Below are 26576 nucleotides of genomic sequence, written 5' to 3' on the forward strand. Positions count from 1 at the left end.
CATGCCCCACACCACCGCCCCGCCCGCCGGACCCCCCGCACGCCATGTCTCGGTCCTGGCCACCGGCGCCCACCTGCCGGGCGAGGCCCTCGACAACGACACCCTGGCCCGCTTCTGCGGCCCGCTGCCCGCCGACGTCCTGGACGGCATCCAGGTCCAGCGCCGGCACTGGATGGTCGACCCGGCCACCGGCGCCCACACCACCAGCACCTCGCAGATGGCCACCGCCGCCGCCCGCCAGGCCCTGGAGCGGGCCGGCGTGGAGGCGGGCGAGATCGACCTGATCGTCCTGTCCACCGCCAGCCCCGACTACCTCCTGCCCGTCGCCGCCACCTACGTCCAGCAGCAGCTCGGCCTGGAGAACTGCGCGGTCATCGAGGTCCGCGCCGGCTGCGTGGGCGCCGTCCAGGCCCACGACATCGCCCGCCGCCTGCTCGCCGACGGCACCTACACCACCGCCCTGGTCATCGGCGCCGAGGCCGTCTCCCCGCTGCTGGCCCCCGTCTTTTTGGGCCGCGACCCCGAACGCGTACGGATGCGCGACCGGCTGACCGTCTACACCTTCGGCGACGGCGCCGGCGCCCTGGTGCTGCGCGCCGGCGAGGAGGGCTCCGCCCACGGCCGCCCGCGCCCCGTCTTCGCCACCCGCTCCCTGGGCGGCGCCCGCAAACCCGGCATGCTCATCGTCGGCGGCGGCACCGACGCCCCCCTCGCCGAACAGCAGCGCCGCCCCCGCCTGATGGACATCCGCCTCGACATCCCCGGCACCGCCCAGTTCGGCCCCCGCGTCTTCGTCGAGGGCATCCACGACCTGCTCACCCGCTCCCGCCTGGCCCTGGCCGACCTCGACGCGTGCGTGCTGCCCGAGGGCAACGCCGAGTACTTCGCGAGCGAGTACGCCGCCGCCGGGCTCTCGCCCGCCGACCAGGCCACCCTGAGCAAGACCATCGTGGAGAACCTCACCGACGTCGGCGCCACCGGCTCCGCCGCCGTCCCCCTCGCCCTCGACGCCGGCTGGCGCGAGGGCCGCATCCGCCCCGGCGACACGGTCCTGCTGCTGGCCATCGAGGCCAGCCGCTACCTGTACGCGGGCCTCACCCTCACCTGGGACGCCCCCTTCCCCGGCCACTGACCGCCCCGCGCCCCCCGCCCGGCCACTGACCGCCCCGGGCACCCGCCCGCCGCCCCTGTGACCCTGCGCCCCCGCACCCGCGGGGACGCCGACACCGAAGGACGAGAGGACGAGAGAACGTGTCGATACACGAGACGGAGCGCACCGCCCGCAGCGTGGAGGAACGCAACAAGCAGACCATCCGCCGGGTCTTCGACGCCTTCGTCAACCAGGGCGACTTCTCCGTCGTCGACGAGATCTACAGCCCCCACATGATCGACCACCAGCCGCTGCCCGGCGCCCCCGAAGGCCTCGAAGGCGTCCGCTACACCATCGCCGGCCTGCGCGAGGGCTTCCCCGACCTGCACGTGACCATCGAGGACATGAGCGCCCACGGCGACCACGTCGTCATCCACAACACCTGGCGCGGCACCCACCTCGGCGACTTCCTCGGCGCGCCGCCCACCGGACAGGCCATCGAGTTCACCGGCGTCGTGGTGTGGCGGCTGCTGGCCGACGGCCTGATCGCCGAACGCTGGGGCATCGGCGTGGAGTCCAACATGCTGGCCGTCCTCGGCCTGCGCCGGCTCGCCCCCGCCGCCCGCAACGGCGCCCGCACCGCGGCCCGCCGCACCGTCACGAGCGCCGGCGCCCTGCTGCCGCTGCCGCCCGGCGCCGCCGGCGCCTGGCACGCCCTCCAGACCGAGCTCGCCGGAGCGCGGCTGCGCGCCTACGAGGCCTCCCGGCGCCGCGCGGGCATCCTCCAGGAGTCCTTCGCCCTCCAGATGCTGGGCGGCCAGGACGTGCTGGTCCACCGGATCGAGGCCCGCGACCCGCAGGGCGCCGCCCGCCGCCTCGCGGCCTCCGCCGACCCCTTCGACGCCTGGCTGCGCCAGGAAGCGGCCGCGGTGCTGGGCACCGACCCGTGGACCCACCTGGCCGCCAGCGCCGCCCCGGCGGGCCACACCTGGATCTCCGTCACCAGCGAACTGACCACCGCCGGCTGACCACCGACTGATCACCGTCCGAGCACCGGGGGACCGCCGTCCGAGCACCGGGGGACCGCCGTCCGAGCACCGGGGGACCGGCACCCCACCACTTCTCTAGCAAAGACACCGACACTGTCACTGCTAGACGGCCACTGCTGGACAGCCACCGCTAGACGACAACCGCCCCGTGCACGGCTCAGGAAGGAACCGATGATGCGGCAACGAAAACTCGGCAGCCAGGGGCTGGAGGTCTCCGAGCAGGGACTCGGCTGCATGGGCATGACCTTCGCCTACGGGCCCGCCGACGACCAGGAAGCCCTGCGCACCGCGCACCGCGCCCTGGAACTGGGCGTGAACCTCCTGGACACCGCGGACTTCTACGGCCCGCACAGCAACGAGGAGTTCGTCGCCCGCGTCATCGCCGGCCGCCGCGACAGCATCACCGTCTCCTCCAAGGTCGGCAACGAGGTCACCGCCGACGGCACCATCACCGGCCGCCTCAACGGCCGCCCCGACTACATCCGCACCTCCATCGACGCCACCCTGCGCCGGCTGGGCACCGACCGCCTCGACCTGTACTACCTGCACCGCGTCGACCCCGCCGTCCCCGTCGAGGAATCCACCGGCGCACTCGCCGACCTCGTCACCGCCGGCAAGGTCCGCCACCTCGGCATCTGCGAGGCGTCCGCCGCCACCATCCGCCGCGCCCACGCCGTGCACCCGCTCACCGCCGTACAGACCGAGTACTCCCTGTCCACCCGCGACGTCGAGGCCAACGGCGTCCTTGCGGCCGTCCGCGAGCTGGGCATCGGCTTCGTCGGCTACAGCCCGCTGGGCCGCGGCCTGCTCACCGGAGCCATCCGCAGCCTCGACGCCCTCGCCGCACACGACTTCCGCCGTGTCGTGCCCCGCTTCCAGCAGGGCAACCTCGAGACGAACCTGCACGTCGTGGAGCGGCTGCAGGCGCTGGCCGCCGCCAAGAACATCACCGCCGGACAGCTCGCGCTGGCCTGGGTGCTCGCCCAGGGCGACGACGTCGTCGCCATCCCCGGCACCAAACGCGTCACCTACCTGGAGGAGAACCTCGCCGCCTGTGCCGTCGAGCTGAGCGCGGCCGACCTCGCCGCCCTCGACGAGATCGCCCCCCACGGCTCCACGGCGGGCGACCGCTACCCCGTCGGTGCCATGGCCACCCTCGACGGCTGACCCCCGACCCCGGCCCGCGGGCCTTCGAAGGCGAAGTGAGTGCGATAACCATGGCGAACATCACGATCATCGGCGGCGGACTGGCCGGCCTGACCGCGGCGATCTCCGCCGCCGAACAGGGCGCCCGCGTCACCGTCCACGAGGCCCACTCCCACACCGGCGGCCGCGCCCGCTCGGCCGCCGGCCCCTACGTCACCAACGACGGGCCGCACACCTTCTTCGACAACGGCGACGCCTGGCACTGGCTGCTGCAGCGCGGACTGGCCGGCCGCTACGTGCGGCTGTCCTTCCACGAGTGGACCCGGATGCGCTTCCGCCACCAGGGCCGGCTGCGGATGACCCTGCCGTCCGGCTACATGAAGATGACCTGGCGCCACCGCGGCATCGAGGTCCCCGTCGACCGCTCCTTCCAGGACTGGGCCAGCGAACGCTTCGCCCAGCAGACCGTGAACGAGGCCCTCGGCTTCCTCGGCCCGATCCTCTTCGACGGCGACCCCGGACGGCTGTCGGCGGCCTTCGTGTGGGAGCGGCTGCTGCGCGTGGGCACCCCCCGCTTCCCGCTGCCCAGCCGCTACTTCATCGGCGGCTGGGGCGCGCTGATCGCCCGCATGGAACGCGTCGCCCGCGCCCGCGGCGTGGTCATCGAGACCGGCTCACGGCTGAGCGAACTGCCCGCCGGCGGACCGGTGATCGTGGCGACCTCGCTGGCCTCCGCGCGCAGCCTGCTCGGCGACCCCGGCCTCGAGTGGCCCAGCGGCACCGCCGCCCTGCTGGACATGGCCGTCACCCACTCCAAGAAGGACGGCAACGTCTCCTTCGACATGGACGAGGGCGGCTTCACCTCCCAGTACTCCGACCACGACCCCTCCCTCGCCCCGCAGGGCCAGGCCCTGTTCCAGGGACAGATGCCGCTGCGGCCCGGCGAGTCGAAGGCCGACGCCCTGGCCCGGCTGGAGAAACTCTTCGACCTGACCACCCCCGGCTGGCGCACCCGCCTGCTGTGGCGCCGCGAAGGCGTCTCCCGCGGCCGCACCGGCGCCCTGGACCTGCCCGGCCTCAGCTGGCGGGACCGGCCCGCCGTCGACCGCGGGGACGGCGTGTTCCTGGCCGGCGACAGCGTCGCCGCCCCCGGCATCCTCGCCGAGACCTCCATCAACAGCGCCCTGCGGGCCGCCCGGCTCGCCGTCAACGCCCGCCCGGCGGCACACCGCTCCGCGGCGCTCGGGCGTTGAGCCCCCCTTCGCGTCCCACCCCACCCTGTCCCTGTTAGGGAGCGCAGCACACATGAGAATCACCCTGTCCGAGCGCGGCACCCCGGACTGGCAGACCGCCGCGGACCTGGCCCGGCTGGTGTTCGCCAAGCAGTACCAGGCGAGCATCTCGCCCGACCCGGACGGCTTCCTCGCCTTCTTCGAGACCGCCGCCGACGGCCAGGAGGAAGTCCTCGCCTGCGCGGGCCTGTCCTTCCCCGAGGAAGAGAGCATCCTGCTCGAGCGCTACCTCGACGCCCCCGTCGAAGACGTCATCACCCGGGCCGTGGGCGCCCCCGTCAAACGCTCCCAGGTCCTGCAGATCGGCTCCATCGCCTCGGTACGGCCCGCCGCCGGCGCCGAGATCATCAAGGCGATCCCGCTGATCATGGCCTGCCTGGGCCGCCCGTACGCGGTGATGACCATGACCGGCCGGCTCGCCGCCCTCATGCAGCGCCTGGGCTGCGTCTTCCACCCCCTCGCCGACGCCAGCGCGGAACGCCTGCCCGAAGGCGAACGGGCCGCCTGGGGCTCCTACTACGACACCCGGCCCGTCGTCGGCTACGCCGAGGCCGCCGAGCAGTCCACCCTGCTGCTGGCCGCCATCGGCCGCTACTGCTTCACCTCGGTCGACATGCGGCTGCTGAGCAACCGCCCGCAGCAGGGGGTGCTCACCCGTGCCGCCTGACACCCCCACCCGTCTTTCTCTTGCCCAGGGGCTCCTGGAGCGGGCCGGCAGCGACGCCGTCATGGTCCGCGTGCTGGCCGCCGACGGCTCGGCGCCCGCCGCCTGGAGCTACCGCGACCTGACCGGCGCCGCCCTCGCCCTGGCCGCCAGGCTTCAGGAACAGGCCCAGGCGCTGGGCCGGCCGGCCCGGGTGGGACTGCTCGCGGAGAACTCGCCCGAATGGGTCGTGGCCGACCTGGCCGCCCTGTTCGCCGGCGCCGTCGAGATCCCCGTCCCGACCGCCTTCACCGCCCAGCAGGCCGCCTCCCTCCTGCACAGCGCCGACCTGTGCCTCACCGACGCCGCGGGCGAAGCCGCCCTGGCCCGCTGGCACGCCGACACCCCCCAGCCCGTCCTGCCCGACGGCTGCCCCGCCCTGGCCCTCGACCTGCCCGCCCTGGCCCGTGCACCCCGCCCCGCCGCGCCCCCGCAGATCCCCGCACACGACCAGATCGTCAAGGTCATCCACACCTCCGGCACCACCTCCGCCCCCAAAGGCGTCCAGATCCGCCGGCACGGCCTGGACGAACTCCTCACCTCACTGCGCGCCCGCACCCGCCCGGAGATCTTCGAGCGCTATCTGTCCATCGTTCCGCTCAGCCTCCTCATCGAGCAGGTCGCCGGCCTCTACATGCCCTTCCTGGCAGGCGGTTCGGTGTCCTTCCTGCCGCCGGGCACCGCCCTGGTCGGCACCGCCGCCGACGCCGCCCCCCGCATGCTCACCCTGCTGCGGCAGGCCCGCCCCACCGCCCTGGTCGTGCCGCCCACCGTCGCCGGCCTCTTCCTTACCCTGTGCGACCAGCAGCCCGCCGAGAGCGTCGCCGAGCGCCACCGGCGGATCTTCGGACACGACGGGCCGGTCTTCATCGCCTGCGGCGGCGCCCCCGTCCCCCCGGAGATCCTCCAGCGCCTCGACGCCCACGGGCTGACCGTCCACGAGGGCTACGGGCTGAGCGAGAACTCCTCCGTGGTGTCCTGGAACTTCCCCGGCGCCGTCCGCTTCGGCACCGTCGGCCGCCCCCTGGACCACGTGCACGCCGAACTCGCCGAGGACGGCGAACTCCTCATCCGCAGCACCTCCCTGTTCGCCGGCTACACCCGCGAGGACCCCTCCAGCGTCGTCGTCGACGACCAGGGCCGCCTGCACACCGGCGACCTCGCCGAGATCGACGCCGACGGCTATCTGCGGATCACCGGACGCAAGAAGAGCCTCGTCATCACCGCGGGCGGCCGCAACGTGGCCCCCGAATGGGTCGAGGCCCGCTACCGCGAACTCGGCTTCGTCCGCGAGGCCGCCGTCGTCGCCGACGGCCTCGACCAGGTCCACGGCCTGTTCGTCATCGACGCCGGCCTCGACCCCGCCACGGCCCGCCGCGAGATCACCGACTTCGGCCGGCACAAACTCTCCGGCATCGAACGCGCCGCCGTCGTCCACCTCATGTCCGAGGACGACCCCGCCTACGCCACCTGCTTCACCGTCACCGGACGCCCCCGCCGCGACGTCGTGCGCGCGCACGTCCTCGACCAGCCCCCCACCCCCACCCCCGCCGCGGCCCCTGAGACCAAGGAGAAAGCATGAGCACGGCTGTGAAGACCACCCCCTACGGCACCGGCAGCGGCCTGCTGGTCGAACCCGCAGGCCCCGGCGGCCTCGACGGCATCGACCCCAAGGAACTGCGCGACCTGCTCTCCCAGGCCGGCTTCCTGCTGCTGCGCGGCTTCGGCGCGGACATGGACGCCTTCACCGCCCTGGTGCAGCACACCTCCACCTCCACCACCCTCGACCCCGCCCGCGACTTCTACTCCGAGGTCGCCCAGAAGGTCGACGCCGGCTTCGACGAGGTGGGCCTGCACACCGAGAACGGCAACAGCCCCTTCCGCTCCCACCTCGCCTGGTTCTTCTGCGAGAAGGCCGCCTCCTCCGGCTCCCAGACCACCGTCTGCGACGGCTACCGCGTCTGGGACGCCCTCAGCCCCCAGGCCCGCACCGCGTTCGCGGCCCAGGACATCGTCTACAGCCGCTACGTCGCCGAGCCGCAGTGGCGGGCGATGGCCCACCACCTGCTGGGCCGCACCAAGCCCGCCCACGAGATCGGCGTCGAAGAACTCCTCGCGCTGGCCAGCCAGTTGCCGGGCACCGAGATCGTGCCGCAGGACGACGGCGGGGTGCGCTACTCCTTCACCACCCCCGCGGCCGGCACCACCGTGTTCGGGCCGCGCCCCTCCTTCGCCAACAGCATCCTGGGCCCCTCCTTCAACTACGAGAAGCCCACCATCACCTTCGCCGACGGCACCGCCCTGTCCCCGCAGCTGCTGGCCGAGGTCGAAGAGGTGACCGCCCGCCTCACCGAGAACCTGGACTGGCAGGACGGCGACGCCGCCGTCATCGACAACACCCGCGTCATGCACGGCCGGCGCGCCATCACCGACCCCCACCGCACCATCTACAACGCCCTCAGCTACATCGAGGCACCCGCCGCCTGACCGGGCCGCCCCCCTTGCCCCCCGGCGCAAGAAGCAGCAGCAGGAGGAGGGGCAAGAGGGGGGCGGGAGGCAGATCCATCCGAGAGGGAGCCATGACCACCGACCACACCGCCGCCCCCCGCGCGACGGACACCACACCCGCCGGCGCCGCAGCGGATCCCCGCCGCTGGCGCCTGCTCGTCTTCGTCGCCCTCGCCCAGTTCATGGTGCTCCTCGACACCACCGTGGTGAACCTCGCCCTGCCCGCCATCCAGACCGACCTCAAGGCCGGCGCCACCGCCGTCGAATGGGTGCTGACCGCCTACATCCTGTGCTTCGGCGGCCTCATGCTGCTCGGCGGCCGCACCGCCGACCGCTGGGGCAGGCGGCGCACCTTCCTGCTCGGCGCCCTGCTGTTCACCGCCGCCTCCCTGCTGTGCGGACTCGCCCAGGGCGCCGGCCTGCTGATCGCCGCCCGCGCCCTGCAGGGCTGCGGCGCCGCCTTCCTCTCACCGGCCGCGATGTCCCTGGTCACCACCACCTTCCCCAAGGGCCGCGAACGCACCACCGCGCTCGCCGTGTGGGCCGCACTGGCCGGCCTCGGCGGCACCCTCGGCGTCATCGCCGGCGGCCTGATCACCGACAGCCTCAGCTGGCGCTGGATCTTCTACATCAACCTGCCCTTCGGGATCGTCGCCGTCGCCGGCGTCCTGCTGCTGTCCCGGGGCCGCCCCGAGACCCGTATCCGCGGCTCGCGCCCCGACATCGCCGGCGCCGTCACCGTCACCGCGGGCCTGGCCGCCCTCGTCTACGCCATCGTCAACATCCAGGACCACGGCGCCGCCTCCACGCCCTACGTGCTGGCCCCGGCCGCCGCCTCCCTCGCCCTGCTGGCCGCGTTCGTCCTGGTCGAACGCCGCACCCCCGACCCGCTGATGCCGCTGCACCTGTTCGCCACCCGCTCCCTGGCCACCGCCGGCCTGGGCCGCGTCCTGACCAGCGGCGTGCAGGCGTCCGTGCTCTTCCTGTGCAGCTACTACCTGCAGCGCACCCTGGGCTACTCCACCCTCAGGTCCGGATTCGCGTTCCTGCCGCTGGGCGTCGTCGCCATCCTCGTCACCGCCCCCGCCACCCGCATCATGCACAAGGCCGGCCCCCGCCCCGTCTACCTCGCCGGCGCCGCCGGCTCCGTCCTCGGCCTGATCCTGCTCACCCAGGTCCCGCAGAACGGCACCTACCTGCTGCACCTGCTGCCCGCCCTGCTCATCCTCGGCGCGTCCATGCAGTGCTGCGGCATCCCCGTCAACGTGCACGGCGTCTCCGACATCCCCGCCCGCCAGCAGGGCATCGCCTCCGGCGTCCTGGTCGCCGCCTTCCAGGTCGGCGCCTCCCTCGGCGTGGCCACCGTCGCCACCAGCGCCCTGACCCGCACCACCCACGAACTCACCCACCACACCACCCCCGCCCTGGCCTGGCTGGACGGCCTCCACCTCGGCTTCTGGATCGCCACCGGCATCGGCGTCCTCAACCTGCTCACCGCCTACTTCGGACTGCCCCGCCACCAGCGCGCCCCCGCCCCGGCCGGCCCCCGCACCGCCTGACCACCCCCCAACCCCCCAACCCACACGGAGAGGCCCATGGCACGCCCCGGAGACACCCTCCACCTCGGCAAGGACAAGCTCACCTTCCTGACCACCGCCGCCGAAACCGACGGCGCCTTCGTCGAAGTCGAAGTCGAATACGCCCCCGCCGTCATCAAACCGCCCCAGCACTACCACCCCCGCCAGACCGAACACATGCGCCTCCAAAGCGGCCGCCTGAGCCTCCAGCTCGACGGCGTCCTGCACGAGTACGAACAAGGCGCCGACTTCTACATCCCGCCGGGCGCCGTCCACTCCATGTGGAACCCCGGCCCCGAACCCACCCGCGTCATCTGGCGCACCACCCCCGCCTACCGGACCGAAACCGTCTTCGAGACCCTCTGGGGCCTGACCAACGAAGGCCGGCTGCGCCCCGATGGCACCCCCCGCCTGCAGATGCCGCTGCTCGCCCTCGCCTTCCGCGACGAGTACCGCGTCGTCACCGGCCGCCCCTACCCCCTCGACACGGCCCTGTGCCTGCTGCTCTCCCCGCTCTCCCTGGCCTGCGGCTACCGCCCCACCTACCGCCCGCCCCAGAACACCGCGACCCTCCAGCCCACCGCCTGAACACAACGCCGCAGGCCCGGAGTTCGAGCCAGACACCAGGGCGCAGCGAGCCGTGCGCCCTAGCGTCGGCCCCAACCGACAGTCGGCCGATGCGTGGAGGAATGGTCATGGCCACCGAAGCACACGAATTCACCCTGCCCGGCGCGGATCTCCCGCAGCCCGACGCCGAACTGCGCAAGAAGCGCGAGGCGGTCGTCCTGCAGCACACGGTCGCCGAGATCGCCTGGGACATCGACGGCGTGCTGGCCACCTTCCCGCGCGGCGGTGTCTACCGCATCCAGGCCTTCGAAGAGGGCCCGCTGATCGGCGAAGAAGCCATCAAGAAGGGCTACTTCGCCGACCTCAAGGCCGCCTTCCCCGGCCTCGAGCACGAACTGCACCACGTGCACCACACACCCACCGCCGTGATCCTCGAGGCACAGGCCCGCGGCAGGCAGCAGGCCGACTGGCGCGGCATCCCCAACCGCGGCAAGTCCATCGACGCCCCCGTCGCCGTCTTCTTCCACTTCGACGGCGACGTCCTCATCGACGAGACCCTCTACTTCGACATCGCCACCTTCCAGCGCCAGCTCGCCTGACCCTCCCCCCTTTTCACGGGCGCGGGCGCGGGCACGGCGGGGCCCGGATACCGGTGCGGCCGGTACCCGGGCCCCGCCATGCCCGCGCCCGGGTGCCGAGCGGGGCTCGAGGAGGACTTGAGCAGGCGTCCGTAGCGTCGACGGCGCCCTACCGGCCCGCGCGCGGGCGCGGGCACCAGGGCGCCGCGGGCCGGACCGGTCACGGCGATGAGCATCTCGCACGACCCGCCTCCAGAAAGGATGCTCGGATGAGCACCGTCAACCCCCCATCCCCGGGCGGTGACACCAGGAGGGTGGTCTTCTGGGCCATCCTCACCACCAGCCTCGCCTCGTTCATGGCGGGACTGGACAACCTCGTCATCATCACGGCGCTGCCCACCATCCGGGAGAAACTCGGCGGCAGCCTCACCGACCTGGAATGGACGGTCAACGCCTACACCCTGTCCTTCGCGGTCCTGATGATGTTCGGCGCCGCCCTCGGCGACCGTTTCGGCCGCCGCAAGGTCTTCAGCCTGGGCCTGCTGCTGTTCACCGCCGCCTCCGCGGCCGCCGCCCTCGCCCCCGGCATCAACGAACTCGTCGCCGCCCGCGCCGTCCAGGGCGTCGGCGCGGCCATCATCATGCCGCTGTCGGTGACCCTGCTGACCGCCGCCGTGCCCGCCGAGAAACGCGGCGCGGCCCTGGGCATCTGGGGCGCCGTCAACGGACTGTCCATCGCGGCCGGCCCGTTGGTGGGCGGCGCCATCGTCGAGCACCTGTCCTGGCAGTGGATCTTCTGGCTGAACGTGCCGATCGGCCTGGCGCTTGCCCCGCTGTCCTTCCGCAAGCTCGCCGAGAGCCGCATCGCCCACTCCCGCCTGGACGCCGTCGGCACCGCCCTGGCCAGCCTGGGCCTGTTCGGCATCGTGCTGGGCCTCATCAAGGGCCACGGAGACGGCTGGACATCCCCCCAGGTCCTGGGCGCACTGATCGGCGGCACCGCCGTGATGGCCCTGTTCGTGGTGTGGGAGAACCGCACCGAACACCCGATGGTGCCGATGCGGATGTTCCGCAACCGCGCCTTCACCGCGATCAACCTGGCCGGCGCCCTCATGTCGGTCGGCATGTTCGGCGCGATCTTCCTGATGACCCAGTTCCTGCAGAACATCCAGGGCTACACCGCCATGCAGGCCGGCGTACGGCTGCTGGCCTGGACCGCCATGCCGATGGTGGTCGCCCCCATCGGCGGCATGGTCTCCGACCGCATCGGCGGCAAACCCGTGGTCACCCTCGGCCTCGCCATGATGACCGCCGGCATGGTCTATTGGGCGTTCGTCCTCAAGCCGGACGTCTCCTACGCCGCCCAGCTGCCCTCCCTGATGATCTGCGGCGCCGGCATGGCCCTGTTCTACGCCCCGCTGATGAACCTCACCATGGGCTCGGTCGCCGAACACGAACAGGGCATCGCCTCCGGCGTCACCGCCGCCACCCGCGAGGTCGGCGCCGCCCTCGGCGTGGCCCTGCTCGCCTCCATCTTCAGTGCCAACGGCGGCTACGCCTCACCGCGCAACTTCGTCGACGGCCTGGTGCCCGCGATGTGGGTGGGCGCCGCCGCGGTGGCCCTCGCCACCTTCGCCATGCTGGGGGCGCCCTCCCGCCGGCGGGCCGCCGTGAGCGCCCCCGTCGCGCAGGCCGCCCCCGCGCAGGAGAGCGCACCGGCCCCCCTGCACTGACCTGGCGCCGGGCCGGCGCCACCCCACGGGTGGCGCCGGCCCGGCGCTATCCCGTGAACCGGCGCGCCAACGCCCCGACGAACCGAGGACGCGTGACTACTCCCCCTCGTGAACGAGGGGGCTTCTCATCAAGCTGGTTGGGCTTGACGACGGGCCAGCCCGGCCCGCAGTACGTTGGAAGCCCCTACGACGTCGGCGTGTGCGGTGTGGCCGCAGGCCTGGCAGTGGAACTTTTCCTGGGTAGGCCGGTTCTCCTTGGCGACGTGCCCGCAGTCGGGGCAGGTGCGGGAGGTGTTGCGGGGATCCACGGCGATCACTTCCCGTCCGGCACCTTCCGCCTTGGCGGCCAGGATCGCGAGGAACACCCCCCACCCGGCGTCGGCGATGCTTCGGTTGAGTCCGGCCTTCGCCGCGGCTCCGTTCGGGGCGTAGGTTCCGTCCCCGTTCGGGCGCGGCTCGGGGGCCTTGCTCATGTTGCGGATCTTGAGGTCTTCGTGCGCGATCAGATCGTTGTCGCGGACGAGACCGAGCGCGGTCTTGTGTGCGTGGTCGAGGCGTTGGCGGCGCACCTTGCGGTGCAGGGTGGCGACGCGTTCCACGGCCTTGCGTCGTCGCTTCGACCCGCGCTTGCTGCGGGCGAGGGCCTGTTGCGCTGCCTCCAGCTTTTTCGCGGCGTTGCGGCTGTGGCGCGGGTTGTCGACGTGCCGGCCGTCGGAGGTGGTCAGAAACGAGGCGATCCCCAGATCGATACCGACCACGGCTCCGGTCGCGGGGAGCGGTTCGGGCGGTGCCTGGTCGGCCGTGAGGATCACGTACCAGCGGCGCCCTTCACGCTTGACGGAAACGGTCTTGACCTTCCCGGCCACCGGCCGGTGCTGCTTGACCTTGACGTGCCCGACGCCCTGGAAGCGGACACGGGTCTGCGGATCGTGCGGCGTGGAGTCCCACCGGCAGCCGTCCCCGTCCTTGGGGAAGTCCACCGTGTCGAACCGGCGCACACCCCGGAACCTGGGGTAGCCGGGAGCCTCACCGGACTTGATGCGGCGGAAGAACGCGGTGAACGCCTTGTCCAGGCGGCGCAACGTCGTCTGCTGCGAGGAGAAAGACCACCGGCCCTGACGCTCCGGATCGAACGCCCGAATGTCCTTGAGCTGTCCGGACTGCTGGCCGTAGCGCACGGTCGTCCTCGACGCGTGCCGGTACGCGGACCGCCTCTCTTCAAGCGCCCCGTTGTAGAGGGAGCAGTGATCCCGCAGCATCTCGCCCAACGCCTGGGTCTGACGCATGGTCGGATACAGAAGGAACTTGTACGCGCGGATCAATGGAGTCACCCCCTCCAACTCGTGTGATCAACGTAGTGCACGCCACTGACAACGGCGGTCCGCCTAGCGGCGAATCGCCGCCCCTTGCCCCGCTCCGCGGGAGCTTCGTTTCACCCCCCGGCTGAAGCCGGGGGTACCCACGAAGGAGACAGGATGGCCATTGAGGAGATGAAGGTCCGCGACGCCTTCCGGATCACACCGTCGCAACTGCCGGACAACCGGGGCCTGTTCTTCGAGGCCTGGCGGCTGGGCGGCCTGACCGCGGCCGGCGGCCAGCCGTTCACCGTCCGGCAGGTCAACTTCTCCGTCTCCCGGCGCAACACACTGCGCGGCATCCACGGCACCACGCTGCCGCCGGGCCAGGCGAAGCTGGTGACCTGCGTGCGCGGCGCCGCCCTGGACGTGGTCGTCGACCTGCGCGTCGGCTCCCCGACGTTCGGCATGTTCGACACCACCCTGCAGGAAGCTCGCTCCGGCATCGGCGTCTACCTCGCCGACGGCCTCGGCCACGCCTTCCTCGCCCTGAGCGACGACACCTGCATGAACTACCTGTGCTCCGAGGAGTACGTGCCCGGCACCATGGTCGACATCCAGGCCCTCGACCCCGACATCGGCATCCCCTGGAACACCACCGGACAACTCATCCGCTCCGACAAGGACACCCACGCCCCCAGCCTCTCCGAGGCCGCCGCCCGCGGCCTGCTGCCCACCTACGAACAGGCCCTCGCCTCCTACCAGCCCGCGGCCCCCGCCGGCCCCCGCCCGTAACCTGACGGGTGACGCCGGCTGCGGGAGGTGCGGTGATCGAGTGTGTCCGGGCGGTACTGCTCACGCCCGCCGGCCGGCTGCTGCTGATCCGCCGCACCTGGCCGGGCGCCACGCCCTACCGGGTGTTTCCCGGCGGGCACGTCGAACCGGACGATCAGGGCCTGCGCGCGGCCCTGGTCCGTGAGATACGCGAAGAGACCGGCGCCGAGCCGCAGATCACGGGCCTGCTGCACGTACTGGCCGACGCACACCAGCGGCAGTATTTCTACCTGGCCCGCATCGGGTCCTGGTCCGAGGCGGACCGCACCGGTCCGGAGTTCGCCGACCCGGACCGCGGCGAGTACCGGCTCGAGGAAGTCCCGCTGAGCGTCCGGGCGCTCGACGCCCTCAGCCTGGAGCCGGAGGAGATCGCCGCACTGCTGCGCGCCGCGGTGACGGCCGGGACCGATCTGGCCGCCCTGGCGGATCCGGCACGGTGAATCCGGCGGCCGGCACCAGGAACCCCGCCGCCAGGAGCCTGGCCGCCGACGGCCGCCGGGGGTGAACCGGCCTGCCCTGTCCGCAGGTTGGAGCGAGCCCGGCGCAGGACTTCACGTGCTTTCTCTCGAGGCCTGGCGGATCTTTACTCACCCCGGAACCGGGGGGCGCGGAGAATCAGGTTGATCAGCATCCGGCCAGTCGATCAGGCGCGGACCCCGCACGCTGTGGCGGAGGCCATCGTTCCGCGGGCGGGAGGCGAGGGGGGCGTCAACTCCTGCCCGCCCGGGGAGTGCGGCCGTGCACGGGCACCCGCCACTTCTGTTGAAAGTGCGAACCGGTTTGCTCCGGTCGCCGATCTGGGGGCACCGACCTAACCTCGGTTGAGGCCGACAGTGACCAATGGGGCAGTTGTTCAAGATGGGAGAACATCGTGAATGACACATTCCGCAGCCACTGGGGGCGCACCTTCGCCGTAGGAACCCTGACAGCGGCCCTGCTGTCCGGGGGAGCAGCGGGCGGTATCGCGATAGCGGCCACCGGATCCCAGCATCCGGCCGCACCCGCGGCGACACCTTCGACATCGGCGCCGGAGACGTCGAAGACGACGACCACCGCGCCGTCGCCGACGACGACCGCCAAGCCGTCGCCCACGACGACCACCAAGCATTCGCCGAAACCGTCGCCGTCGAAGACGCACAAGTACACGCCGAAGCCGAAGCCGACTCCGTCGAAGACGCACAAGTACACGCCGAAGCCGAAGCCGACTCCGTCGAAGACGCACAAGTACACGCCGAAGCCGAAACCGTCGCCGACGAAGACGCACAAGTACACGCCGAAGCCGAAACCGTCGCCGACGAAGACCCACAAGTACACGCCGAAGCCGACGAAGACGGCGCACCCGACCATGACCGCCAAGCCGACCAAGACCTCCTAGCCCTGACCGCCGGGGCACGTGACACGCCCGCGCCCCTGAGGCGCGGGCGTGTCCGTCGGAGACTTCGCCCTCCCCTCCTCGCACAACCATCCGGCGTCCGGTACGTCTGATGCGGTATGAGGGCGTGGTGGGCGGACAGGAAGCGGCGGTATGCGGCCGTGGTGTGTGCAGTGGTACTGGCGGCGGCCGGGGCAGGCGCCGTCGCCCTGAAAACCCGTCACCCGGCGCAGGCGCCCGGGGCCGTGCTGACGTTCCGGTCCGTGCTGAACACGTTCTACCTGCCGCGCTACACCGCGCCCGGCCATGCCCCCTGGGCCCCCGAATACCGGATCCGCCTGGCCGCGGCCGCGGCCCCGTCCGGCGGGAGCCAGGGGTCCGCCAGGCAGGTCGAGGCGGATTTCGACCTGTCCGTCTTCAAGGGGAAGGCCGACATCTGGGGGGAGAACAAGGGCTACGGCTGCGCCCGGTCGGGCTTTCGCGTGACCTGCGCGCTGCCGGACATCAAGTACGGGGAGGGAGCTGATTTCCTTCCCTTCCAGGTGAAGCCGAAGCCCGGTACGGCCTTGGGCCCGGCCGGGTCCATCGTGGTGACCGTGCACAGCGCCGACGCGCCCACCATCCGGCACACCACCCGCGTGATGGTCGGCTCGCCGTATCTGACCACCCGGAACAGGAAACTGACGGGGGTGCGCCCCGGGGGCGAGGTGCGGCTGACACCCGCCTTCGGCAACCGGGGGGACACCGGTGTCGACGGCGGCATCACCGTCATGGTGGCGGCGGACGGCAGCACCCTGGTGCCCCGGTACGGCAACTGCCGCTACAACAAGGCGGCAGCGGCCACCGAGGCACAGTGCGACTTTCCCGGCCCGCTGCCCGCGGGGACGGCGTACGAGACGGACCATCCGGTCATCGCCGTGACCGGCCAGGACACGAGGAGCGGCAGCCTGCACTACAGCGTGTGGCCCACCGCCGATCTCGACGGTCCGTCACAACTTCCCGGGCGGGCTGTGCGCGGCACCGGTGAAGTGCTGCGGCTTCGCCCGGTGAACGGCGGCGCGTTCACCGGGAGCGAGTCGTACAGGAGCCGGGGAGCCGCCGGGGCACTGGACTTCGAGACCACGCGGGTCGACGACGTGGAGGCCGTCGGTTTCTCCATCCGGGGCAGGGTGGGCGAGGAGGTCCGGACCGAGGTGCCGTATCCGAGGGGCTACCGGGGCGACACGATGTGGGTGACGCTCCCCGACGGCGTCAGCCTCGTCACCCGGCCACCGCAAGACCTGCAGAGCGAGGACTCCTACTGCCGAAAGGGCTCGGCGAAGGGCGGTCCCGTCGCCTGCGGGCCGGGGGCCGAGCCCTACGCCGTCGTCCTGCTGGTGCGTATCGACAAGCGCGTCGAAGGGGCCCGCGGCAGCGTCACGGTCCCGCCCGGTCCCGCCGCCGACCCGGACCAGGACAACAACACAGCCCCGGTGACCGTGGAGTACGTCCCGTGACCGTCCCGTGCCGCAACGGGCGCCCGGTCAGCCGAACTGGCCGGGCTGGTAGTCGCCGGCGGGCTGCCGGACGAGGACGTTCACGCGGTTGTAGGCGTTGATGAGGGCGATGAGGGAGACCAGCGCGGCGAGCTGGTCCTCGTCGTAGTGCTTGGCGGCGTTCGCCCAGGCCTCGTCCGTGACCCCGCCGGCCGCGTCGGCGATGCGGGTGCCCTGCTCGGTCAGCTCCAGGGCGGCGCGCTCGGCGTCGGTGAAGACCGTGGCCTCCCGCCAGGCCGCGACCAGGTGGAGGCGTACCGCGGTCTCCCCGGCGTGCGCGGCGTCCTTGGTGTGCATGTCGGTGCAGAAACCGCAGCCGTTGATCTGGCTGGCGCGGATCTTCACCAGTTCCTCCGTCGCGGCCGGCAGCGCCGAGTCCGAGACCGCCTTGCCTGCCGAGTTGATGTGCCTGAGGACCTTGCCTGCGACCGGGTTGCCGAAGAGGTTCAAGCGGGCGTCCATGGTGAGCTCCTGTGCCGTTGCCGATGGTTACACCTTCCTGACGGATCAGCCCGGCAGGATGTGACAGCACCGGAAAAAAAGCGCGTCATCTCCACGCCCGGTCGCGCCCCCGGGAGCGCGCTCACCGGCTCACAGCGCGGCCTTGTGCTTCAGGGGCTCCCACCAGGCGCGGTGGTCGCGGTACCAGGCGAAGGTCTCGGCCAGGCCCTGGGCGAAGTCCTTGCGGGGGCGGTAGCCGAGCTCGCGGGAGATCTTCGTGCAGTCCACCGAGTAGCGCAGGTCGTGGCCGAGCCGGTCGGGCACGTGCTCGACGCTGTCCCAGGTCGCCCCGGCGAGGTCGAGCAGCAGGGTGGTCAGTTCCTTGTTGCTCAGCTCGGTGCCGCCGCCGATGTTGTACACCTCGCCCGGCCGGCCGCCGGTGCGCACCAGTTCCAGGCCCTGCACGTGGTCGTCGATGTGCAGCCAGTCCCGGACGTTGAGCCCCTGCCCGTACAGCGGGACGCGGTGTCCGTCGAGGAGGTTGGTGACGAACAGGGGGATGACCTTCTCGGGGAAGTGGTGGTGGCCGTAGTTGTTGGAGCAGCGGGTCACCCGGACGTCTAGGCCGTGGGTGCGGTGGTAGGAGAGGGCGACGAGGTCGGAGGAGGCCTTGGAGGCGGCATAGGGGGAGTTGGGGCGCAGCGGGTCGCTCTCGGGCCAGGAGCCCTCGGCCAGAGAGCCGTAGACCTCGTCGGTGGAGACGTGCAGGAAGCGGGCCGGGCCGCCGGGCCGGCGCAGCGCGGCGTCCAGCAGGGTCTGGGTGCCCAGCACGTTGGTGGTGATGAACTCGGCGGCGCCGAGGATGGAACGGTCGACGTGGGACTCCGCGGCGAAGTGCACGATCTGCTCGTGGCCGGCGACGAGACCGGCCACGAGGCGGGTGTCGCAGATGTCGCCGTGGACGAAGCGGAAGCCGGGGTGGGAGCGGACCGGGTCGAGGTTGGCGGGGTTGCCGGCGTAGGTGAGTTTGTCCAGGACGGTGATTTCGACGCCGCCGGGGCCTGCCGGGCCGAGCAGGGTGCGTACGTAGTGCGAGCCGATGAACCCCGCTCCGCCGGTGACGAGGATGCGTGTGGTGGTCATCTGATCCCTCCGTGGATACTCCGCTCTTCAGGGCGGAGAGGAAACGGACTCCTGCGGAGCCGGGCGAGGAGCGACGTGAACGCGGCAAAGAACCTTCTGGCTGCCGGGCCGGCAGTGTCCGGGTGCGGAGCTGGTGCAGGACCTCAACGGAGAACTCCGGGCGGGCAGTCGGCGGCGAAGCACGAACCCTCACGGCGTGAGCCGTTGGGATCCCCCTCGTTCACGAGGGGGAGAGGTCAAGATGAGATCTGCACCTTGCTGTGGTCGCCGAGGATGAGCCGGTGGGCGGCGGGGACCCGGGGTGCGGGGGTCACCTCCACATTGCGTCCGATGATCGAGGCCTCCACGCGGCGGGCGCCGCGCACCGAGGAGCCGTCCAGGACGATGGAGAACTCGATCTCGCTGTCGGTGATGCGGCAGTCGTGGGAGATGGAGGTGAACGGGCCGACGTAGGAGCCGGCGATCACGCTGCCGGTGCCGATGACGGCCGGCCCCACGATGCGCGAGCCGCTCACCCGGGCGCCCTCGTCGATCTGCACCCGCCCGATGATCTCACTGGTGTCGTCGACGTCGCCCTCGATGCGCGGCTCGGTCTGCTCCAGGACGGAGCGGTTGACCTCCAGCATGTCGCCGACGTTCCCGGTGTCCTTCCAGTAGCCGGAGATCGTCGTGGAGCGCACGTCGCACCGCTGGTCGATGAGCCACTGCAGGGCGTGGGTGATCTCCAGTTCGCCGCGCCAGGAGGGCGTGATGGCGCGGACGGCCTCGTGCACGGCCGGGGTGAACAGGTAGACGCCGACCAGCGCGAGGTCGCTCTTGGGGGCCTCGGGCTTCTCCTCCAGTCCTATGACCCGTCCGTCCGCGCCGAATTCGGCGACCCCGAACTGGCGCGGGTCGGGGACCTGGGTGAGCAGGATCTGGGCGGCGGGCCGCTGCGCGCGGAAGGCGTCGACGAGGGAGGAGATGCCGCCCACGATGAAGTTGTCGCCCAGGTACATGACGAAGTCGTCGTCGGCGAGGAAGTCCCGGGCGATGAGGACGGCGTGGGCCAGGCCCAGCGGCGCGTCCTGGGGGATGTAGGTGACGGTGAGGCCGAACTTGGAGCCGTCGCCGACGGCTTGCATGATCTCGTCGGCGGTGTCCCCGACGACGATCCCGACCTCGGTGATGCCCGCGTCCGCGATCGCTTCCAGGCCGTAGAAGAGCACCGGCTTGTTGGCCACGGGCACCAGCTGCTTGGCGGATGTGTGGGTAAGGGGGCGCAGGCGGGTTCCGGCCCCGCCGGAGAGTACGAGAGCCTTCATGAAGGTCAGGCTAGGAGCGGGCACTTGAGCCGGGATGGGGGATGAGCCGCGCCCACAGGCCCCCTCCAGGGCGGCTCGAGAGGCGGTGGGGATCCTCGGGTGACACGGCGGGGCGGGCGGCTGCGCCTGCCCGCTTCGGTGACGCGAGCCCAGGAAGGCTTGAGGCGTGACTACTCCCCCTCGTGATCGAGGGGGCTTCTCGTCAAGCTGGTTGGGCTTGACGACGGGCCAGCCCGGCCCGCAGTACGTTGGAAGCCCCTACGACGTCGGCGTGTGCGGTGTGGCCGCAGGCCTGGCAGTGGAACTTTTCCTGGGTAGGCCGGTTCTCCTTGGCGACGTGCCCGCAGTCGGGGCAGGTGCGGGAGGTGTTGCGGGGATCCACGGCGATCACTTCCCGTCCGGCACCTTCCGCCTTGGCGGCCAGGATCGCGAGGAACACCCCCCACCCGGCGTCGGCGATGCTTCGGTTGAGTCCGGCCTTCGCCGCGGCTCCGTTCGGGGCGTAGGTTCCGTCCCCGTTCGGGCGCGGCTCGGGGGCCTTGCTCATGTTGCGGATCTTGAGGTCTTCGTGCGCGATCAGATCGTTGTCGCGGACGAGACCGAGCGCGGTCTTGTGTGCGTGGTCGAGGCGTTGGCGGCGCACCTTGCGGTGCAGGGTGGCGACGCGTTCCACGGCCTTGCGTCGTCGCTTCGACCCGCGCTTGCTGCGGGCGAGGGCCTGTTGCGCTGCCTCCAGCTTTTTCGCGGCGTTGCGGCTGTGGCGCGGGTTGTCGACGTGCCGGCCGTCGGAGGTGGTCAGAAACGAGGCGATCCCCAGATCGATACCGACCACGGCTCCGGTCGCGGGGAGCGGTTCGGGCGGTGCCTGGTCGGCCGTGAGGATCACGTACCAGCGGCGCCCTTCACGCTTGACGGAAACGGTCTTGACCTTCCCGGCCACCGGCCGGTGCTGCTTGACCTTGACGTGCCCGACGCCCTGGAAGCGGACACGGGTCTGCGGATCGTGCGGCGTGGAGTCCCACCGGCAGCCGTCCCCGTCCTTGGGGAAGTCCACCGTGTCGAACCGGCGCACACCCCGGAACCTGGGGTAGCCGGGAGCCTCACCGGACTTGATGCGGCGGAAGAACGCGGTGAACGCCTTGTCCAGGCGGCGCAACGTCGTCTGCTGCGAGGAGAAAGACCACCGGCCCTGACGCTCCGGATCGAACGCCCGAATGTCCTTGAGCTGTCCGGACTGCTGGCCGTAGCGCACGGTCGTCCTCGACGCGTGCCGGTACGCGGACCGCCTCTCTTCAAGCGCCCCGTTGTAGAGGGAGCAGTGATCCCGCAGCATCTCGCCCAACGCCTGGGTCTGACGCATGGTCGGATACAGAAGGAACTTGTACGCGCGGATCAATGGAGTCACCCCCTCCAACTCGTGTGATCAACGTAGTGCACGCCACTGACAACGGCGGTCCGCCTAGCGGCGAATCGCCGCCCCTTGCCCCGCTCCGCGGGAGCTTCGTTTCACCCCCCGGCTGAAGCCGGGGGTACCCACGAAGGAGACAGGATGGCAGACAACCACCGTGAACTCGTCCAGCGCTTCGTCGACATGATCAACGCTCATGACGTGAGCACCATGAGCGAGCACACCGCACCCGGGCACATCGACCACAACCCGGTCGTGGAGGACGGCATCGAGGCGAACACGGCGTTCTGGGAGCAGATCTTCGCCGCGTTCCCCGATGTCAAGGTCGTCACCCACGACCTGGTCGTGGAGGGGGACCGCATCGCCGGGCGTTTCGAGTACTCGGGCACCCACCAGGGCACGTTCTTCGGCGTCGAGGCCACCGGGCGGCCGCTGAACTTCCAGTCGATCGACTTCTGGCGGGTCGAGGACGGGCTGCTGGCCGAGCACTGGGACCAGCTGGACATGGCGGGGCTGTTCCGCCAGCTCGGCGTCGACATCCACGCCGGCCAGGACGGCCGGTAGCCGTCCTCGGGCGCGGGCGGGCGGCCCGGCGCGCACCGTGTGCGCGCCGGGCCGCCCGTGCGTGTGCCCGTCCGTGAGCTGGTACGGGCCGGGGCGTGCGTGTGTTGTCTATACGGGGCCGGGGCGGGCCGCGGCCTGTTCGACGGCGTCGGTGAGCCGGGCGTGGGCGAGGAGGGCCTCGGTGTGCGGGGTGAAGTCCTCGCGGTCCAGGACGGCCCGGGCGAAGACGCCGGCGATGTTGGTGAAGTGGGCGTCCGGGGCGAGGCGGATCTCGCGGACGGCGCCGCCGCGCTCGACGTGCAGGACGGGGACGTGCTCGTCGGGGGTGCTGAAGGCGCGTTCCAGGCGCAGCCGTCCCTGGCTGCCCCACAGGTCGTAGCCGCTGCGGTAGGCGTGTTCGACGCCGTAGGCGAGCTGGGCGGTGGCCCCGCCGGCGGCGGTCAGCAGGGCGCCGCCGGCGGGCGCCGGCCCGTGTGCGGTGGCGGGGCTCACGTGGGCGCCGGCTACCCGCAGGTGCGGGCCGAGGAAGAGCTGGGCGGCGCGCAGCGGGTAGGCGGCGACCTCGGGCAGGGTGCTGGCCCGCCGCGGGGTGCCGTCGGCGTCGCGGCGCAGCGGGATGCCGAACTCGGAGCCGAACAGGCGCAGTTCGCCGATCAGCCCGTCGTCGAGCAGCTGCTGGATGCGGGCGTGCTGGGAGTGGTGGAGGAACATGAAGCTCTCCATCAGCAGCAGGCTGCGCTCGCGGGCGAGGGACACCGCCTTGTCCGCGTCCGTGAGGCGGGCGGCGAACGGCTTCTCGCACAGCACGTGCTTGCCGGCCTGAAGCGCCCGCAGGGTCCACTCCACGTGCAGTTCGGGCGGCAGCGGCAGGTAGACGGCGTCCACGTCGTCGCGCTCCAGCAGCCCGGCGTAGCCGGCCACCGGGGTGCCGCCGAACCGGCCGGTGAACGCCCGCGCTTTTGCGAGGCTGCGGCTGGCGATCGCGGTCACCTTGACGAGCGGCTGGCGGGCCATCGAGGGCAGCATGCGCCGCTCGGCGATGTCCGCGCAGCCCAGCACCCCGATCCGCAGTACCGGCCCGCCCGCTCCTCCTGTGCGCTCGGGCCCGTTCACCTGGCGTACGCCCCGCCGCGGGCCCAGGCTGCGCGCAGTGCGCTCAGCAGGGTCCGGGCCTCGATGTTGAGGTAGTTGCTGTGCCGCAGCAGGTCGGACAGCTGGCCGGCGGTCACCCACAGGAAGTCTCCGGGTACGTCGACGGGGAACTCGCCGCCCACTTCCATCAGGACGTAGCGGTTGCCGGCGTGGTGGAAGCGGCCGCCCTCCTCGGACTGCACGGTGTCGTACAGCAGCGTGCCGGGGTCGGCGCGCAGGACGAGGTCGAGGTAGCGGGGCCGGCGGGGGAGCGGCAGGGTCAGGGCGCGGCCGGGCTGGCACTGCACGGTGGGGCCGAGTTCGGCCACGTCCAGGACGCCGGCCTCGGAGCGGGCGTGGGCGAGCAGGTGCGGCACGCCGCCGATGCGGCGCACCAGGAACGCCGACAGGCCCTGTTCGGCTGGCGCGAGCAGGGGCTGGGTCCAGCGGGTGACCTCGCGGTTGGCGGCGGCCACGGACGCGGCGATGACGGTGAAGTGGTGGCCGCTGTCGTGGGCGATGGCGTCCTCGGTGCGCCGCCAGTTCTGCACGGCGGCCAGCGGCATGCTGGTCTGCACGAGCTCGCGGTGGGCCTTGATCTCGGTGAGCCGGTTGAGGAGGTGCTCCATGCTGTGCAGCGGGGGTCCTTCGTCGGCGTACGAGGGGATCAGCGACAGCACGGTGCGGGCGTCCATGTTGACCACGTTCGACTCGCGCAGCAGCTGGTGGATCTGGCCGAGGGTCAGCCAGACGAAGTCCTCGTGCGCGGGGACGGGGCCGAGGGCCTCGACCACCATGTTCCGGTTGCGTTTGCGCAGGAACCAGGAGCCCTGTTCGGACTGCAGGGAGTCGAACAGCACCCGGGAGCCGGTCCGCGGCGGGGCGAAGTACTCGATGTAGTTCACCCGGGCGCCCTGGTGCACGCCGGTGTAGTTGCTGCGGGTGGCCTGCACGGTGGGGGACAGCTGGACGGTCTCGAGGTTGCCGGGTTCCATCTTGGCCTGCATCAGGCAGTGCAGGACGCCGTCGAACTCCTTGACGACGATGCCCAGGATGCCGATCTCGGGCTGGTTGATGATCGGCTGCGACCAGGACGCGGCGTGCCCCTCCCACTCGGCGCGCACCTGCAGGCCCTCCACGGAGAAGAACCGGCCGCTGTCGTGCACGAGGTTGCCGGTGGAGTCCGAGAAGCGCCAGCCGACCAGGTCGCGGAAGGGGATGCGCCGCACCTCGTAGCGGTTGGTGCGGCGCTGTTCGGCGAACCATTCGCGGAAGACCGGATTGGGCGTCACCGGGCTGTCCAGGGTCTGGGCCGACAGCGTGAAGCGCCGCCCCGGAGGGGTGAGGGCGCCCGGGGGCACCGCCTGGGTGATGGTCATCTGGATTCCTCCGTGGATACCCCAGCCTTCGGGCTGGGGAGGAAACGGACTCCTGCGGAGCAGGGCAGGGGAAGACGATTCGCCGTCAGGGCGGATCGTCGTTCACCGGCAACTGCCCGCGGATGCAGTGGCGTTGCCGCGCCCGGCCGGTGACAGCCAAGCCGGCCGGGCCTACCGCCGGGCTGGCGGGATGTCAGGTCTGTGGAGCTGGCGTAAGACTGCTGGGCGTACCAGCGTCCCCCGCCGTTGATTGGGGGGCAGCTGCTGTCTGAGAAGCAGAAAGCTCAACCCGCGAGGGAAGAATCCCCCTGCTTCAGCTGGGGGAGATGTCAACAGTCGTGACTCCTTCGCCGTGTGCTGCGCGCCCGGGGCCAGGCGCCGTCCGCCGCGACGGCACGCACCGCGGGCCGCACGGCGGGTTCGGCCCGCCGCCACGACGATCCGCCAGGGCGATCGGCCGTGACTGGAGAGCGCCTCGAAACGCCCCGTACGCCCGCTCGAACCCCCGTGCCTGCCGGTGCTATGTCTCCTGTCACTGCTAGACAAAGGGTGGGGGCGTCCCTACCGTGGAGCGGTATGAGAATCCTCTTTGCCAGCGCGGGCAACTTCGGGCACGTGTATCCCCTGCTTCCCTTGGCGAAGGCCGCGCGCGCCGCGGGCCACGAGGTCGCTTTCGCCACCGGCGAGCAGCTGCACCCGGCCCTGCGGGCGGCCGGCCTTGAGCCGGTGGCGGCGGGCCGCTCGGTTCCCGAGGCGTTCATGGAAGCAGTACGCACCAGTGCCGGCCTCGAACACGGCGAGGGCGACGGCGACCTGGGCGCCCAGGACGTGCCGCCCGAGGTACTGGCCGACCTGCATGTGAAGGTGTTCGGCTCGGTGCTGCCCCGCTGGGTGGCCGCCGACCTCGCCCCCGTCCTGGCCGGCGGGAGCTTCGACCTCGTCGTCTACGAGGCGCTCAACCCCGGCGCCGCCTTCGCCGCGCACCTGGCGGGCGTGCCCGCCGTCGCGCACGGCGTGGGCGTGATGGCGATGGGCCCCGAGGAGGCCCGCATCCAGGAGGAACTGCTGGCCACCGCCGCCGACCTGGGCGTGCACGTGCCCGGCGGCCAGCTGCTGGCCCTGGCCCGCACCTACATCGACATCTGCCCGCCCTCCCTGCAGGACCGCGGCTTCCTGGCCGCCCCGCTGCCCCGTATCGAGCAGCGCCCCGTCGCCTACGGCGAGCCGGGCGAACTGCCCGCGGCCATCCGGGACGCGGACGGCCCCTTCGTCTACCTGACCCTGGGCACCGCACTGGGCTCGGTGGACGTCCTGCGCACGGTCATCGAGGGGCTGCTGCCGCTCGAGATGCCGGTCCTGGTGGCCACCGGCCCGGTGGTGGACGTCGCCGACCTGGGCGAACTGCCCGAGCGGGTGGTGGCGGCCGCGTGGGTGGCCCAGCCCGAGGCACTGAAGCGGGCGGCACTGGTCGTCCAGCACGGCGGCGCCGGCACCACCCTGGCTGCACTCGCGGCCGGACTGCCCCAGCTGATCCTCCCGCAGGGCGCCGACGGACCCGCCAACGCCGCCGCCGTACGCGACGCGGGCGCGGGCGAGCTGGTCCACGCCGCCGACCTGACGGCCGGCGCGGTCACCGCACAGGCCCGCCGCATCCTGGGCGACGAGACCTACCGCGACGCGGCCCGCAAGGTCGCCACCGAGATCGCCTCCATGCCCGCTCCCACCGAAACCGCCACCCGCCTCCCACAGTTCACACCCTGACACCGGCCACGGCCCCGGGCGCCGATCCCCGGCCCGGTGTGCCTGGCTCCGGCCTGCGGGCGTCCGGCCCCGGTCCCGGGTGCCGGATCCCCGGCCCGGTTGGGTGCCTGGTTCCCGTCCCCAGGGCGGGACTCGCCCCCGGCCGGGGCCTGCAGACCGGGCTCCC

24 protein-coding genes are annotated in these 26576 nt (G+C 71.9%); 16 read left to right on the plus strand and 8 right to left on the minus strand.

Features of this window, described 5'->3' with window-relative positions:
* The first annotated feature begins 1 nt into the window (after position 1).
* The 11 genes from OG798_RS53340 to OG798_RS53390 all read left to right on the plus strand — a co-directional run bounded on the left by OG798_RS53340 (position 2) and on the right by OG798_RS53390 (position 12243).
* Positions 2-1132 (plus strand): 3-oxoacyl-ACP synthase III family protein, encoded by a 1131-nt coding sequence (locus tag OG798_RS53340; protein ID WP_095849919.1) that lies wholly within the window; start codon positions 2-4, stop codon positions 1130-1132.
* Between the two features lie 119 nt (positions 1133-1251).
* Positions 1252-2118 carry an ester cyclase gene (locus OG798_RS53345; RefSeq protein ID WP_328755954.1) on the plus strand — a complete coding sequence of 289 codons (867 nt, stop codon included), beginning with the start codon at positions 1252-1254 and terminating at the stop codon, positions 2116-2118.
* Between the two features lie 195 nt (positions 2119-2313).
* Positions 2314-3306: an aldo/keto reductase gene (locus tag OG798_RS53350; protein WP_267063701.1), complete on the plus strand. Its 993-nt coding sequence runs from the start codon at positions 2314-2316 to the stop codon at positions 3304-3306.
* Positions 3307-3341: 35 nt separating this feature from the next.
* Positions 3342-4538 (plus strand): FAD-dependent oxidoreductase, encoded by a 1197-nt coding sequence (locus tag OG798_RS53355; RefSeq protein ID WP_443053688.1) that lies wholly within the window; start codon positions 3342-3344, stop codon positions 4536-4538.
* 52 nt (positions 4539-4590) lie between these two features.
* Positions 4591-5244, plus strand: coding sequence for a thermostable hemolysin (locus tag OG798_RS53360; protein WP_054229514.1), 654 nt, complete (start codon positions 4591-4593; stop codon positions 5242-5244).
* Positions 5234-6862: an AMP-binding protein gene (locus OG798_RS53365; protein ID WP_328759950.1), complete on the plus strand. Its 1629-nt coding sequence runs from the start codon at positions 5234-5236 to the stop codon at positions 6860-6862. Before OG798_RS53360 ends, OG798_RS53365 begins: the two co-directional genes overlap by 11 nt.
* The gene (locus tag OG798_RS53370) at positions 6859-7767 is read left to right on the plus strand and encodes a TauD/TfdA family dioxygenase (protein ID WP_328759951.1); all 909 of its coding nucleotides are present in this window, start codon (positions 6859-6861) and stop codon (positions 7765-7767) included. Before OG798_RS53365 ends, OG798_RS53370 begins: the two co-directional genes overlap by 4 nt.
* Before the next feature lie 92 nt (positions 7768-7859).
* Entirely contained in the window at positions 7860-9347 is a 1488-nt protein-coding gene (locus tag OG798_RS53375; RefSeq protein WP_121413247.1) for an MFS transporter, read from the plus strand.
* Between the two features lie 36 nt (positions 9348-9383).
* The gene (locus tag OG798_RS53380) at positions 9384-9953 is read left to right on the plus strand and encodes a cupin domain-containing protein (RefSeq protein WP_054231421.1); all 570 of its coding nucleotides are present in this window, start codon (positions 9384-9386) and stop codon (positions 9951-9953) included.
* A 107-nt stretch (positions 9954-10060) separates the two neighbouring features.
* Positions 10061-10531: a nuclear transport factor 2 family protein gene (locus OG798_RS53385; protein WP_267059989.1), complete on the plus strand. Its 471-nt coding sequence runs from the start codon at positions 10061-10063 to the stop codon at positions 10529-10531.
* A 248-nt stretch (positions 10532-10779) separates the two neighbouring features.
* Positions 10780-12243, plus strand: a complete 1464-nt coding sequence (locus OG798_RS53390; RefSeq protein ID WP_328755953.1) for a DHA2 family efflux MFS transporter permease subunit — start codon at positions 10780-10782, stop codon at positions 12241-12243.
* A 128-nt stretch (positions 12244-12371) separates the two neighbouring features.
* Here the strand turns inward: OG798_RS53390 and OG798_RS53395 are convergent, their stop codons facing one another.
* On the minus strand, positions 12372-13565 hold the full coding sequence (locus OG798_RS53395; RefSeq protein WP_267063700.1) for an RNA-guided endonuclease InsQ/TnpB family protein: 1194 nt from the start codon (positions 13563-13565) through the stop codon (positions 12372-12374).
* A 153-nt stretch (positions 13566-13718) separates the two neighbouring features.
* Between OG798_RS53395 and OG798_RS53400 the strand changes: the two genes are divergently transcribed.
* Positions 13719-14333, plus strand: a complete 615-nt coding sequence (locus OG798_RS53400; protein ID WP_097228325.1) for a dTDP-4-dehydrorhamnose 3,5-epimerase family protein — start codon at positions 13719-13721, stop codon at positions 14331-14333.
* A gap of 32 nt (positions 14334-14365) precedes the next feature.
* Positions 14366-14812: an NUDIX domain-containing protein gene (locus OG798_RS53405; protein ID WP_267059984.1), complete on the plus strand. Its 447-nt coding sequence runs from the start codon at positions 14366-14368 to the stop codon at positions 14810-14812.
* Positions 14813-15080: 268 nt separating this feature from the next.
* On the opposite strand, the gene OG798_RS53410 is transcribed toward OG798_RS53405, so the two are convergent.
* Positions 15081-15728 carry a hypothetical protein gene (locus OG798_RS53410; protein WP_328755951.1) on the minus strand — a complete coding sequence of 216 codons (648 nt, stop codon included), beginning with the start codon at positions 15726-15728 and terminating at the stop codon, positions 15081-15083.
* A gap of 177 nt (positions 15729-15905) precedes the next feature.
* Here OG798_RS53410 and OG798_RS53415 point away from each other — a divergent pair, with 177 nt between their 5' ends.
* Positions 15906-17240 (plus strand): hypothetical protein, encoded by a 1335-nt coding sequence (locus OG798_RS53415; RefSeq protein ID WP_328755950.1) that lies wholly within the window; start codon positions 15906-15908, stop codon positions 17238-17240.
* 27 nt (positions 17241-17267) lie between these two features.
* Here OG798_RS53415 and OG798_RS53420 read toward each other — a convergent pair whose 3' ends face one another.
* From OG798_RS53420 to OG798_RS53440, 4 genes are all read right to left on the minus strand, one after another.
* Positions 17268-17741, minus strand: coding sequence for a carboxymuconolactone decarboxylase family protein (locus OG798_RS53420; RefSeq protein WP_121413242.1), 474 nt, complete (start codon positions 17739-17741; stop codon positions 17268-17270).
* A gap of 129 nt (positions 17742-17870) precedes the next feature.
* A complete protein-coding gene (gene rfbB / locus OG798_RS53425; protein WP_328755947.1) occupies positions 17871-18863 on the minus strand; it encodes a dTDP-glucose 4,6-dehydratase in 993 nt (330 codons plus the stop codon).
* Positions 18864-19099: 236 nt separating this feature from the next.
* Positions 19100-20167 (minus strand): glucose-1-phosphate thymidylyltransferase, encoded by a 1068-nt coding sequence (locus tag OG798_RS53435; RefSeq protein ID WP_121413240.1) that lies wholly within the window; start codon positions 20165-20167, stop codon positions 19100-19102.
* 202 nt (positions 20168-20369) lie between these two features.
* A complete protein-coding gene (locus OG798_RS53440; protein WP_267063700.1) occupies positions 20370-21563 on the minus strand; it encodes an RNA-guided endonuclease InsQ/TnpB family protein in 1194 nt (397 codons plus the stop codon).
* 153 nt (positions 21564-21716) lie between these two features.
* On the opposite strand from OG798_RS53440, the gene OG798_RS53445 reads away from it, so the two are divergent.
* Entirely contained in the window at positions 21717-22139 is a 423-nt protein-coding gene (locus OG798_RS53445) for an ester cyclase (RefSeq protein ID WP_067383410.1), read from the plus strand.
* 108 nt (positions 22140-22247) lie between these two features.
* Here the strand turns inward: OG798_RS53445 and OG798_RS53450 are convergent, their stop codons facing one another.
* Together OG798_RS53450 and OG798_RS53455 are read right to left on the minus strand one after the other, a co-directional pair.
* The gene (locus tag OG798_RS53450; protein ID WP_267059976.1) at positions 22248-23252 is read right to left on the minus strand and encodes a Gfo/Idh/MocA family protein; all 1005 of its coding nucleotides are present in this window, start codon (positions 23250-23252) and stop codon (positions 22248-22250) included.
* Complete coding sequence (locus OG798_RS53455; protein ID WP_267059974.1) at positions 23249-24649, minus strand: NDP-hexose 2,3-dehydratase family protein; 1401 nt, start codon at positions 24647-24649, stop codon at positions 23249-23251. Before OG798_RS53455 ends, OG798_RS53450 begins: the two co-directional genes overlap by 4 nt.
* Positions 24650-25225: 576 nt before the next feature.
* On the opposite strand from OG798_RS53455, the gene OG798_RS53460 reads away from it, so the two are divergent.
* Entirely contained in the window at positions 25226-26410 is a 1185-nt protein-coding gene (locus tag OG798_RS53460) for a glycosyltransferase (RefSeq protein WP_267059972.1), read from the plus strand.
* The last annotated feature ends 166 nt before the right edge of the window (positions 26411-26576 follow it).

Origin of the sequence: Streptomyces sp. NBC_00271, assembly GCF_036178845.1 — a bacterium.
Lineage (GTDB): Bacteria > Actinomycetota > Actinomycetes > Streptomycetales > Streptomycetaceae > Streptomyces.